Origin of the sequence: Kribbella sp. NPDC026596 (genome assembly GCF_040638415.1) — a bacterium.
Classification (GTDB): Bacteria; Actinomycetota; Actinomycetes; order Propionibacteriales; family Kribbellaceae; genus Kribbella.
The window spans coordinates 61,038-73,287 of the sequence record NZ_JBEZYF010000031.1; the positions used below are offsets into that span (position 1 = coordinate 61,038).

Sequence of the window (12,250 nt, forward strand, 5' to 3'; positions counted from 1 at the left end):
GGTCAGCCCTTCAGGATCCTCTTCGGCCCAGGGCGTGTCACATGGTTTTCGGGCCTGGCTTCCGTTACTGGTGGTTACTGGCTAGGGTGCGGCCCGGTGTACTAGGCGAACTGGGGGGTTCTTGTGGTGGGGTTTCGGGTGAAGGTGGCTGCGGTCGCGTGCGCCGTCGTACTAGTTCCGTTGGCGGCGACTCAGGTGATGGCAGCCGATCCGCCCGCGCATCTGGGGGAGGGGGCGCTCGTCCCGGGGCACACCGCGGCCGACGTGGGGATGTCCGGGGCACGCGTGGTCGTGTCGGACCCGCAGGACCACACCGTGTACGAGACCAGCAACAACGGCACTACCTGGACCGCATCCGGTGGAACCAACGACACCAAACGGCTGCAGGTGGAGGGGCCATCGCTGCTCACCTTCGCGGGCACTACGGCGAAGGTCGGCGGGCTGACGTTCCCCGCGACTGACGAGGTCGTGCTGGGCAAGGGCGGCAAGCTGGTGTCCCACCGTGCCCCGAACGCTGCCACGGCCGAGGTGTACGACGTCGCGAGTAAGACCAAGCTGGCGGACTACGCACCGCCGTTCGCGATGGCCGACGGCGCGGTCTGGAAGGTGACCGAGCCTGGTCATCTGGATGGCAAGGACCTGACCACTGGTGTCGTGAAGACCGTCCTGGTCGCGAGTGCGTGCACCGTCGGTCCGGATCGCGTCAACGGTCGCTGGGCGCTGCTGAGCGGCTGCAACCAGGTGGTCGACGTGAAGGGTCCGGAGGCTCCGCGGGACCTGACCGTGGCGGCAGATGCTCAGCTGGGCAACGGCTTCACTGTGCAGGCGTCCGGCTCTGACTTGCTGGTGACCGACCTGAACGACCGGGCGCTCGGTCAGCGCCGCTATGGCCCGATCCGCACGGCGCCCGCCGGCTTCCGTACTGACGGGTCTGGCGCCGCCAAGATCGCGTACGCCGATCCCGACAGCAAACCGCGCGTGATCAGCCTGAGCTGGCTCACGGCGGATCCGCAGCAGCGGCCTGACACTGTGGCGCCGGTGCTGACCAGTGCGTCGGCGGGTGCGCGCATCCGGGACAACACGAGTCTGTCGTTCGAGTGGGCCTTCACCGACCCACAGGACCCGAACTCACCGGCGTCCGGCGTCGACTCGTCCGACCTGCGCATCCAGCAGCGCCCCAACCGGACGTCGCCGTACGGCGCGTGGAACCAGGTGCCGTCGTGGCAGGGGCTCAAGACGACGGGTGCGAGCTACAGCGCACCGATCGGGACCGACACGTGCTGGCAGGTACGGGCGCGTGACTACGCCGGCAATGTGAGCGCGTGGAGTGCGTCGTACTGCAGTGAAGTCGATGGGACTGCGCCGTCGCTGGTGACCTGGCGGATCGGGGACCGGGTGGAGCTCGGTTCGCCGACGTTGGTGCGGTGGACGTACAAGGACGACACCGACGTGGCGTCGTACGACGTCGTCTACAAGGTCGCCGCGCCAGGTGTCGCGCTGGGCAAGTGGATGTACCCGGCGACGTGGCAGAACACGAGGATCACGAGCATCTCCTACGCACCGCGCCTCGGCTGGGACGAGTGCTTCATGGTCCGGTCCCGCGACTACCTCGGGAACTTGTCCGCATGGTCCCCGCAGCTGTGCTCCGTGGCGCCCCAGGACGACCGCGCCCTCACCTCGGCTGGCACCGTTACCCGCTCGACGAGCACTCTGGCCTTCCAAGGCACCACCACGATCCTGAAGGCGAACGGCGCCTACCTCACCAAATCCACCGAGGCAGCCGCCCGCATCGCCCTCGTAGCCATCCACGGTCCTGGCCAAGGCCGCGTCGACATCTACCACGCCAACATCAAGATCGGCACCGTCAACCTCGCCGCCACCACGACCTCCCGAGTCGTCACCTACCTCCCCATCACCCCCTTCCGCACCGGCCCAGTAAAGATCGTCTCCACCTCCACAGCCCCCGCCACCATCGACGCCATCGCCTTCCTCCGCGTCAACTGAGAGGTCCGCGGGCGCGGGAGGATGGGGGCGTGCTGATCAGTGGACGTCCGCCTGATGATGTTGCCGTGCCTGGGCAGATTCGTCGGCTTGGACGCGACCAGTCCGTGGTGCCGGTGTGGCGGAATGGGCTTGGGGGCCTGACTTTTCAGATCGGCAGTGGGCCGTCGCGCAGGTTCGCGAAGTGGGCGCCGGCAGGATCTGGGCTCGATCTGACGGCGGAAGTACTGCGGCTGCAATGGGCGACCGAGTTCGCCTCGGTCCCCGTCCTCCTCGACCACGGAACGGACTCGGAGGGAGCCTGGATGGTTACGGCTGGTCTGCCCGGGGATAGCGCAGTCAGCGATCGTTGGAAGGCGGATCCCGCGACGGCCGTCCAGGCGGCTGGTGTGGGGCTGCGCAGACTGCACGACGCGCTGCCTGTTGAAGGATGCCCCTTCACTTGGTCGGTGGATGACCGGATCGGCCAATCCATGGCTGTGCGCGGTGGGGCTATCAGCGATCTTCCAGCCGCGCCGCCGATAGGCAAGCTGGTGGTGTGCCACGGTGATGCATGCGTACCGAACACGCTTGTCACACCAGATGGTCAGTACTCGGGCCAAGTCGACCTGGCCAACCTCGGCACCGCTGACTGCTGGGCCGATCTCGCCGTGGCGACGTGGAGTACCGAGTGGAACTACGGGCCCGGCTGGGAAGAAACCCTCCTCTCCGCCTACGGAGTGCAACCCGACCAAGCCCGAACCGAGTACTACCGCCTCCTCTGGACCCTCGACACCACACCACCTCCGTCCTGAACAGCCCTCGTGATCGCTCACCGTTGTGTTGGGTTCGTCGGTGGATGACGATCTGAGCATGGGCAGGCTTCTCTGCAGGATTGGGATTCACCGGTGGGTCAACAAGCGCAACCCTGAGGGCGGAGCGCATTACCTGGAATGCGAACGGTGTCGGAAGCAGAAGGACACCATCACGCTCGGAGGCAGCGGCGCTGGCTTCTGGGGTTAGCGGGGCGTCGGCCGCAGTGCGGGCGGCCGATTCTGGGTGTGGTGTCGGAATGGGGTGCTGTCGTTCGTGGAGAAGGTGGAGGGTGGCCGCAGAGGTCATACCGCAGAGGAGGAGTCATGGCTGAGTACCTCATCGCGTTCAATGACGAGTGGGTGCCTGAGCTCACGGATGAGGATCTGCGCCAGGCCGCCAAGGCTGCCGGCGCGGTGCGGGCAGAGATGACGGCTGCAGGGGTGCTCATCTTCACCGGTGGCCTGGACGACGCTGCGCCCGTGTTCAGTGTCGATGCGTCGAGCGGCACGCCGCTGTTCACCGACGGTCCGTACGTCGAGTCCAAGGAGTATCTCGGCGGCTTCGCCGTCGTGGACGTGGCGGACGAGGAGGCTGCCCGGCTATGGGCGGGGAAGATCGCGGTGGCCTGCGGTTGGCCGCAGGAGGTACGACGTTTCCGGTACGCGACCACCGACGTGGCCGCCGAGACTGCCTGAACGCCCGGCCAGTACCGACGAAGGCCCCAGACAGACAAAAGGCCCCGGACAGAGGATCGAGCCTCTGGCCAGGGGCCTTCTGTGTTGGAGCGGGTGACGAGAATCGAACTCGCGTAGTCAGTTTGGAAGACTGGGGCTCTACCATTGAGCTACACCCGCGTGCGCCCGTTCGGCGGGCACTCGGACATGATTCCACATCCCCGGGCCCGGTCTCAAACCGGTTCGGGGGTGGGGTGGTGGCGCGAGCACTGGTTCGGGTCGACTAGACTCGTGCGGTCACTGCGGGGCGTAGCGTAGTGGCTAGCGCGCCTGCTTTGGGAGCAGGAGACCGCAGGTTCGAGTCCTGTCGCCCCGACAAACCCCCTGCAGCACCGGTGCAGTGCGGGCTGTCACCGTGCTGTGAATGTCATCGAATCAAGGAGAACCGCCACCGTGAAGAGCACCGTCGAGTCCTTGAGCTCGACCAAGGTCAAGCTCATCGTCGAGGTGCCGTTCGAGGAACTCAAGCCGAGCCTCGACGCGGCGTACCAGAGCATCGCCTCGCAGATCACCGTCCCGGGGTTCCGCAAGGGCAAGGTCCCGCCGCAGGTGATCGACCAGCGGGTCGGTCGCGGCCCGGTGCTCGAAGAGGCGATCAACGACGCCCTCCCGAAGCTGTACTCGCAGGCGGTCAGTGACAACCAGGTCAAGGCGATCGGCCGGCCCGAGGTCGACGTGACCGAGTTCAACGACAAGGAGAGCCTGCAGTTCTCCGCCGAGGTCGAGGTGCGCCCGGAGATCACGCTGCCGGACCTGGAGGGTCTGGAGGCCGAGGTCGAGGACATCGCGGTCAGCGACGACGAGGTGACCGAGCAGATCGAGGCGCTGCAGCAGCGCTTCGGCTCGCTGAACCCGGTCGAGCGCGCGGTCCAGGACAAGGACTACATCACTCTCGACCTGTCCGCGAGCAAGGACGGCGAGAAGGTCGAGGAGGCGCAGGCCACCGGCCTGTCGTACCAGGTCGGCAGCGGCCAGCTGCTGGACGGCCTGGACGAGGCCGTCACCGGATTGAACGCCGGTGAGAGCAAGACCTTCGTCACCCAGCTGGTCGGCGGCGCGCTGAAGGGCGAGGACGTCGACGTCGAGGTGACGGTGACCGCGGTCAAGGAGCAGGAGCTGCCGGAGTTCGACGACGAGTTCGCGCAGACCGCGTCCGAGTTCGACACCGCTGACGAGCTCAAGGCCGACGTGCAGGCCCGGCTGGAGCGCGGCAAGCGGCTCGAGCAGGCCGGCGAGGCGCGTGACGCCGTACTGGAGAAGATCCTCACTCTCGTCGAGGTGCCGGTGCCGGAGGGTCTGCTGACCGACGAGCTGGCCGCCCGCAAGGAGAACCTGGAGCAGCAGCTCGGGTACTCCGGGATGTCGTTCGAGCAGTTCCTGGAGGGCGAGGAGCAGACCCAGGAAGAGTTCGACGAGGACCTGAAGAAGCGCTCCGAGGACGCGATCAAGGCGCAGTTCGTGCTCGACCTGGTGGCCGAGCAGCAGGAGCTGAGCGTCAACGACCAGGAGCTCACCGAGCACATCGTCCGGCATGCGCAGCGCTCCGGCGTCAGCCCGGACCAGTTCGCCCAGCACGCGGTCGAGAACAACCTCGTGCCGAGCCTGGTCTCCGAGGTCGTCCGCGGCAAGGCGCTCGCCCACCTGGTCGAGAACGCCAAGGTCACCGACGCCTCCGGCAACGTGGTCGAGCTGAAGACCCTGCAGCCGGACGGCACCTACGCCGACCCGGAGGCAGAGGCAGCGGCGGCGGAGTCGGCCGAGGAGACGCCGGCCGAGGAGCCCGCGAAGGCCTGAGTTGTCCGACGAACGGCCCGGAACCACTGTGGTTCCGGGCCGTTCGCGCGTCTCCGGCCGATCGCGAGCCGCAACCGAACCCCGAAGTACCTGACCAGTAAGCCTTCGAGGAGTGCCGGGCGGCCTGAATCACACCAGCAGAATTCGCTCAGAGCAGACGGAAAGCGCCGTGGGGTGCGCCGTGAGCGAACACCTGAGGCCCAGCCTTAGGTCTGTCGCCCCGGCCCAGTAATGTCGGCTTCGTGAACGAGACATTTGCAGCCAGCCCCACCGCCGCGGGCGGCAACGGATCCGGCGGACTCGACGACCACATCTACCAGCGCCTGCTGAGCAACCGGATCATCTTCCTGGGGTCCGAGGTTCGCGACGACAACGCGAACGCGATCTGCGCGCAGATGCTGCTCCTCAACGCCGAGGACCCCAACAAGGACATCTGGCTGTACATCAACTCGCCGGGTGGTTCGGTGGACTCCGGCATGGCGATCTACGACACCATGCAGTGGATCTCCAACGACGTCGCCACCGTCGGGATGGGCCTGGCCGCCTCGATGGGCCAGTTCCTGCTCTGCGCCGGTGCGAAGGACAAGCGCTTCGCCCTGCCGCACGCGCGGATCATGATGCACCAGCCCTCCGGCGGCATGGGAGGGACGGCGTCCGACATCAAGATCCAGGCCGAGCAGTCGCTGCACATCAAGGCGCAGCTGTTCAAGCTGATCGCCGAGCACACCGGCCAGCCGCTCGAGCAGGTCGAGAACGACGCCGACCGCGACCGATGGTTCACAGCCGACGCGGCCAAGGAGTACGGCTTCATCGACCACGTGGTCGCGAGCGCCGCTCAGCTCACCTCCGGCAGCCCGAACTCCTGATCTCCCACTCCGTCAGTTAAGGACGAACAATGAACTACTTCATCCCGCAGTGGGAGGAGCGCACGTCGTACGGCATGCGCCGGATCGACCCCTACACGAAGCTGTTCGAGGACCGCATCATCTTCCTCGGGACGCCGATCACCGACGAGATCGCGAACGCGGTGATGGCGCAGCTGCTGTGCCTGCAGTCGATGGACTCCGACCGCGACATCAGCATCTACATCAACTCCCCGGGCGGCTCGTTCACCGCGCTGACCGCGATCTACGACACCGTTCGCTACATCAAGCCAGACGTCCAAACGGTCTGCCTGGGCCAGGCCGCCTCGGCCGCCGCGGTCCTGCTCGCGGCCGGTACGCCGGGTAAGCGCCTCGCGCTGCCGAACAGCCGGATCATCATCCACCAGCCGGCTACCGAGGGCACCTACGGGCAGTCCAGCGACATCGAGATCCAGGCGAACGAGATCCTCCGCCTGCGCGCTCTGCTGGAGAAGATGATCTCCGAGGCCAGCGGCAAGTCGCTGGAGGAGGTCTCGCGTGACATCGAGCGGGACAAGTTCCTGACCGCCGACCAGGCCATCGAGTACGGCCTGATCGACGACGTCCTGCAAACCCTCAAGTCCCCGGTCCCGGCCGGCGTCTGAGCAGCTGCTCGGGAACCGGTTCCGGCCGGTGCCCGAGCCTGCCGCCCCGCTCAGGCGGGGTGACGATATGGGTCACAGGGGGCTGTCAAGGGCCTGGCGCGTTCGCCACCGGCGTAGTCACAACCCGGCGGTGAGCGCGGCGTTTCGGCCCCGGACGGGGTACCGTCGAATTCTGGATCGGGGTAGCCGTGTCAGTGACCTGGCGCCCCGGCCCGAGCGGCCCACGCCCCCCTTGGCCCACGTTTCGACTTGCGCATAGAAGGGATCTGTCCCGGTGGCACGCATAGGTGACGGCGGCGACCTGCTGAAGTGCTCGTTCTGCGGTAAGAGCCAGAAGCAGGTCAAGAAGCTCATCGCCGGTCCCGGCGTCTACATCTGCGACGAATGCATCGATCTCTGTAACGAGATCATCGAGGAGGAGCTGAACGAGGGCTCCGAGGTCGGACTCACCGAGCTGCCCAAGCCGCGGGAGATCTACGACTTCCTCAATGCGTACGTTGTCGGACAGGACGTGGCCAAGAAGGCTCTCGCGGTGGCGGTGTACAACCACTACAAGCGGGTCCGTGACGGTCAGGGCAGCTCCAGTGCCGGCCGGCACGCCAAGGACGAGGCCGTCGAGCTGGCCAAGTCCAACATCCTGCTGATCGGCCCGACCGGCTGCGGCAAGACCTACCTCGCCCAGACGCTGGCCCGGATGCTGAACGTTCCGTTCGCGATCGCCGACGCCACCGCGCTGACCGAGGCGGGGTATGTCGGTGAGGACGTCGAGAACATCCTGCTCAAGCTGATCCAGGCGGCCGACTACGACGTCAAGAAGGCCGAGACGGGGATCATCTACATCGACGAGGTCGACAAGATCGCCCGCAAGAGCGAGAACCCGTCGATCACCCGCGATGTCTCCGGCGAGGGTGTGCAGCAGGCCCTACTGAAGATCCTGGAGGGTACGACGGCCTCCGTGCCGCCGCAGGGTGGCCGCAAGCACCCGCACCAGGAGTTCATCCAGATCGACACCACCAACGTGCTGTTCATCGTCGGCGGCGCGTTCGCCGGGCTGGACCACATGGTGGAGCAGCGGGTCGGCAAGAAGACCCTCGGCTTCAACACCTCGCGTGAGCCGGAGAAGCCGAAGGAGCTCGGCGGGTACGCCGACGTCATGCCGGAGGACCTGCTCAAGTTCGGCCTGATCCCCGAGTTCATCGGCCGGCTCCCGGTGATCACCACGGTGTCCCCGCTGGACCGCGACGCGCTGATCAAGATCCTGTCCGAGCCGAAGAACGCGCTGGTCAAGCAGTACCGGCGGCTCTTCGAGATCGACAACGTCGAGCTCGAGTTCAGCGACGACGCGGTCGAGGCGATCGCGGACCAGGCGCTGCTGCGCGGCACCGGCGCCCGTGGTCTGCGGGCCATCATGGAAGAGGTTCTCCTCAACGTGATGTACGAGGTGCCGAGCCGCGAGGACGTCGCCAAGGTCGTCGTCACCGGCGAGGTCGTGCTGGAGAACGTGAACCCCACGCTCATCCCGCGCGACCAGATCGAGCGCAAGCGCGAGCGCCGCGAGAAGACCGCCTGACGCAATCTGCAAAAGGAGGCCGGGATCCGCTGAATAGCGGACTCCCGGCCTCCTTCTCGTGGTGGCCGCGTCCTGAGTGCGCAGCCCCCTACGGTCGGTGACGTGAAGCCCAGATCGCCTGGCGGAGCTGCGGCGCCGACGCCAAGCTGAAGCCGTTCCAGTGCGCCTCGGTCGACGTGCAGCGGTTCACCGCGACGTTCACGCAGAAGGTGGTTCGGTCGGCGACCGAGGTGTGGTTGCGCGTCGACGGTACGGCGGACGCAGTACCGGCCAATGCGGTGCAATGTGCGCGGTGGGGTGTGTACGCCGAGCAGGACCCGCTCGTCTACCAGCAGTCGCTGCGTGTCTACGACGCGGTGCAGCTCGTGCCGGTGCAAGGGTCACATGCATTGGGTATCGCTTACTTGAACTGGGCCAGACAAGCTCCTTGGAGGAAGCAGTGAGATTGCTACGTGTCCACACCGACGCCGGGCTGCGTGACGCCGTACTGACCGAAGACGGTCGGGTGGCGACGCTCGCGGGCGAGGCCGAGGCGTTCGATCCGGCCCGGTGGCGGGAGCGTGCCGCCGGCGCGGAGGTGGAGACGGCCGTGGCGTTCGAGGAGGTGCGACTGGCCGCGCCGCTCAGTCCCGGGAAGATCGTGTGTGTCGGCCTGAACTACGCCGACCACGCGGCCGAGGGTGGCCAGGAGGCGCCGGCCGAGCCGATTCTGTTCATGAAGGCGCCGGACACTGTGGTCGGTGCCCACGACGATGTCGTCATCCCGCGTCGCAGCGAGAAGACCGACTGGGAGGTCGAGCTCGGCGTGGTGATCGCACGGACGGCGGCCTACCTCGAGAGCGAGGCGGATGCTCTGGATCATGTCGCGGGCTACGTACTGGTCAACGACGTGTCGGAGCGGCATTTCCAGCTGGAGCGCGGCGGGCAGTGGGACAAGGGAAAGAACTCGCCGACGTTCTGCCCGCTGGGTCCGTGGGTGCTGACCGCCGACGAGGTTGCCGATCCACAGGCGATCAAGCTCGGCCTCGACGTGAACGGCGATGCGTTGCAGGACAGCTCGACCGCGCAGATGATCTTCTCGGTCGCGCATCTGGTGCACTACATCTCCCAGTTCATGACGCTGTACCCGGGTGATGTCATCAGCACCGGCACACCGGCCGGCGTCGGCGCCGGACAGAAGCCGCCGCGGTACCTCCGCGCGGGCGACGTCCTTCGCGTCTGGGCCGACGGCCTGGGCGAGCAGCACTCGCGGCTGGTCTGATGATCATCGACAAGCTCACGGTCGAGGTCTTCCCGGACCCAGTCACCTTGGGCACCGCGGCTGGAGCGGCGGCGGCCGAGTCCCTGCGCCGGACCATCGAGGCACAGGGCTCAGCCCGATTGGTGCTGGCTGCCGCGCCGAGCCAGACGCACACGCTGGCTGCCCTGTCCGTTGCTGAGGGCATCGATTGGTCGAAGGTCCAGGCGTTCCACATGGATGAGTACGTCGGTCTCCCGGCGGATGCGGAGCAGCGGTTCGGCCGGTGGCTGGGACGGCATTTCAGAGCATCGGCACCTCTGACGGTGTTCGACCCGGCGGGTGGCTCCGATCCTGCCGCTGAGGCTGCTCGCTATGCGAGGCTGGTTTCGGAGCGGCCGATCGATGTTGTGCTGGCCGGGATCGGGGTCAATGGGCATCTCGCGTTCAACGATCCGCCGGCGGACTTCAGTACGCCCGACGTCGTGCAAGTGGTAGAGCTGGACGAGACCAGTCGGCGGCAGCAGGTGGATGAAGGGTTGTTCGCGCGACTTGACGACGTACCCGCGCAGGCGTGGACGTTGACTGTTCCTTTTTTGCTGTCGGCGCGGGAGATTTTCTGCATGGTGTCCGGCGTGGCGAAGGCGGAGGCCGTACGACGGACTTTGCAGGGGCCTGTGGATCCGGTGGTGCCGGCGAGCGCGCTGCGTACGCATCCGCGGGCTCGGTTGTTCGTGGATCGGGAGGCGGCTGGAGATGAGTGATTACTTGGCGAAGATCACGGAGCTGCTGGGGCGGATCGAGGCGGAGGAAGGGGAGTCGATCGAGGCGGCCGCTCGGGTGATGGCTGAGCAGGTTGCGGGGGATCGGCTGATTCACGTGTACGGGCCGGGTGGGCATTCCAACCTTGCCTCGCAGGAGATCTTCTTCCGGGCCGGTGGACTGATGCATGTGTCGGCCATCCTGGACGAAGGGACGTTGCTGTCGAACGGCGCCTTGCGGTCGATGGCGGTGGAGCGGACGGCCGGGTACGGGCGGATGGTGATCGAGAACGCCGGACTTGGCGCGGATGATGTGCTGATCCTGGTAAATGCGTATGGGATCAACACTGTGCTCATCGACGCGGCGCTGATGGCGCGGGAGCGGGGTGTGCGGACGATCGGCGTGAGTTCGCGCGAGCATGCTGAGCGGACGGCGCGGGATCATCCGGCTCGGCATCCGTCCGCTGCCAACCTGCACGCGGTGGTCGACGTTGCGGTGGACACGAAGGTGCCGATCGGGGATGCGGTGATCGAGCTTGACGGGATGACTGAGCGGGTTGGGGCGGTGTCCACGTTTGCGAGTGCGTTCGCGCTCAACACGATGGTGGTGCGGACGATCGAGCTGCTTATCGCGCAGGGCGTCGTGCCGCCGGTGTGGCGGAGCGGCAATGCGCCGGGTGGAGACGAGGCCAACGCGGTATTCATCGGCCGCTTCCGGGAGCGAGTCCGGTGGCTGTAAACAGGCTGACGGGTCGCGACCCGTGGTCAGGCGACATCCTCCACCTCGACCACACCGCCGGCCGCATCACCACGATCACCCGTACCCAAGCAGGCGGCGGGAGTGAACTGCCTTGGATCTGTAGTGGGCTGGTGGATCTGCAGGTCAATGGGTTTGCGGGGTTCGATGTGAATGCGGAGGAGGTGTCGGTTGAGAGTGTTGTGGGGTTGCGGGAGGCGTTGCGGAAGGTGGGGGTTACGCGGTTCGTGCCGACGGTGATCACCGCGGAAGCCGAGCGGATGCGGCGGGCGGTGCGCGTGGTCGCAGAGGCGCGGCGGCGGGATGCGGAGGTTACGGCGGCGGTGCCGTTCGTACATCTCGAAGGGCCGTATATCTCGGATCAGGACGGGCCGCGTGGTTGCCACGCTGCGGCCGAGGTGCGGCCGCCTGATCTGGCGGAGTTCGAACTGTGGCAGCAGCAATCGGACGGTCTGGTCGGGTTGGTCACGATCTCACCGCATTGGCCGGGTAGCGCAGAGTTCATCGCCGCGGTGGTCGCGTCCGGCGCCCGGGTGGCGATCGGCCACACCCACGCCGATACGGCCCAGATCCGCGCCGCAGTGGACGCCGGCGCGAGCCTGAGCACGCATCTCGGTAACGGCGCGCATGCCCAGCTCCCGCGCCACCCGAACTACCTTTGGACGCAACTGGCCGACGACCGCCTGCAGGCGGGTTTCATTGCCGACGGCCACCATCTGCCCGCGGACACGTTCGTCGCGATGGTCCGGGCGAAGGGCATCGACCACTCGTTCCTGGTTTCCGACTCGGTCGCGATCGGCGGCCTGGCGCCGGGCGACTACTCGTCGACCGTCGGCGGGGACGTGGAGCTCACCGACGACGGACGACTCCTCGTGCGCGGTACGCCGTACCTCGCCGGAGCGGCCGCACCACTCGCGGACGGGGTCGCCTGGGCGGCCCGATCCTTCTCGTTGCCCGATGCCCTCACGATGGCGACGACCAACCCCGGCCGGATCATCGACGAGGCCGGCGGCGAGCTGCGTCCGGGCACCCGCATCGCGGACGTGATCACCTTCGACTGGCAGCCCGGCGACCGCGAGCTGTCCTTCCGCTGA

General features: G+C 66.9%; 12 protein-coding genes and 2 tRNA genes. 13 read left to right on the forward strand and 1 reads right to left on the reverse strand.

Annotated elements, in window-relative coordinates:
• The first annotated feature begins 126 nt into the window (after positions 1 to 126).
• The 3 genes from AB0E63_RS24965 (at position 127) to AB0E63_RS24975 (ending at position 3,491) form a co-directional block, all read left to right on the forward strand.
• A complete protein-coding gene (locus AB0E63_RS24965; RefSeq protein WP_360370765.1) occupies positions 127 to 2,004 on the forward strand; it encodes a hypothetical protein in 1,878 nt (625 codons plus the stop codon).
• A gap of 29 nt (positions 2,005 to 2,033) precedes the next feature.
• Complete coding sequence (locus AB0E63_RS24970) at positions 2,034 to 2,795, forward strand: aminoglycoside 3'-phosphotransferase (RefSeq protein WP_360370768.1); 762 nt, start codon at positions 2,034 to 2,036, stop codon at positions 2,793 to 2,795.
• 324 nt (positions 2,796 to 3,119) lie between these two features.
• Complete coding sequence (locus tag AB0E63_RS24975; protein WP_360370771.1) at positions 3,120 to 3,491, forward strand: YciI family protein; 372 nt, start codon at positions 3,120 to 3,122, stop codon at positions 3,489 to 3,491.
• A gap of 85 nt (positions 3,492 to 3,576) precedes the next feature.
• On the opposite strand, the gene AB0E63_RS24980 is transcribed toward AB0E63_RS24975, so the two are convergent.
• Positions 3,577 to 3,650, reverse strand: a tRNA-Gly gene (locus tag AB0E63_RS24980).
• Positions 3,651 to 3,773: 123 nt separating this feature from the next.
• Here AB0E63_RS24980 and AB0E63_RS24985 point away from each other — a divergent pair.
• From AB0E63_RS24985 to AB0E63_RS25030, 10 genes are all read left to right on the forward strand, one after another.
• Positions 3,774 to 3,846: transfer RNA gene (locus AB0E63_RS24985), tRNA-Pro, on the forward strand.
• A 77-nt stretch (positions 3,847 to 3,923) separates the two neighbouring features.
• A complete protein-coding gene (tig, locus tag AB0E63_RS24990; protein ID WP_360370774.1) occupies positions 3,924 to 5,324 on the forward strand; it encodes a trigger factor in 1,401 nt (466 codons plus the stop codon).
• Positions 5,325 to 5,566: 242 nt separating this feature from the next.
• Complete coding sequence (locus AB0E63_RS24995; protein WP_360370777.1) at positions 5,567 to 6,190, forward strand: ATP-dependent Clp protease proteolytic subunit; 624 nt, start codon at positions 5,567 to 5,569, stop codon at positions 6,188 to 6,190.
• A 29-nt stretch (positions 6,191 to 6,219) separates the two neighbouring features.
• Positions 6,220 to 6,831, forward strand: coding sequence for an ATP-dependent Clp protease proteolytic subunit (locus tag AB0E63_RS25000; protein WP_360370780.1), 612 nt, complete (start codon positions 6,220 to 6,222; stop codon positions 6,829 to 6,831).
• A 274-nt stretch (positions 6,832 to 7,105) separates the two neighbouring features.
• A complete protein-coding gene (clpX, locus tag AB0E63_RS25005) occupies positions 7,106 to 8,401 on the forward strand; it encodes an ATP-dependent Clp protease ATP-binding subunit ClpX (protein WP_360370783.1) in 1,296 nt (431 codons plus the stop codon).
• A 176-nt stretch (positions 8,402 to 8,577) separates the two neighbouring features.
• A complete protein-coding gene (locus tag AB0E63_RS25010) occupies positions 8,578 to 8,844 on the forward strand; it encodes a hypothetical protein (protein WP_360370786.1) in 267 nt (88 codons plus the stop codon).
• Complete coding sequence (locus AB0E63_RS25015) at positions 8,841 to 9,662, forward strand: fumarylacetoacetate hydrolase family protein (protein WP_360370789.1); 822 nt, start codon at positions 8,841 to 8,843, stop codon at positions 9,660 to 9,662. The genes AB0E63_RS25010 and AB0E63_RS25015 overlap by 4 nt, the downstream gene beginning before the upstream one ends.
• On the forward strand, positions 9,662 to 10,402 hold the full coding sequence (locus AB0E63_RS25020) for a 6-phosphogluconolactonase (protein WP_360370792.1): 741 nt from the start codon (positions 9,662 to 9,664) through the stop codon (positions 10,400 to 10,402). The genes AB0E63_RS25015 and AB0E63_RS25020 overlap by 1 nt, the downstream gene beginning before the upstream one ends.
• The gene (locus AB0E63_RS25025) at positions 10,395 to 11,138 is read left to right on the forward strand and encodes a sugar isomerase domain-containing protein (RefSeq protein ID WP_360370795.1); all 744 of its coding nucleotides are present in this window, start codon (positions 10,395 to 10,397) and stop codon (positions 11,136 to 11,138) included. The genes AB0E63_RS25020 and AB0E63_RS25025 overlap by 8 nt, the downstream gene beginning before the upstream one ends.
• Positions 11,129 to 12,250, forward strand: coding sequence for an amidohydrolase family protein (locus AB0E63_RS25030; protein WP_360370798.1), 1,122 nt, complete (start codon positions 11,129 to 11,131; stop codon positions 12,248 to 12,250). The genes AB0E63_RS25025 and AB0E63_RS25030 overlap by 10 nt, the downstream gene beginning before the upstream one ends.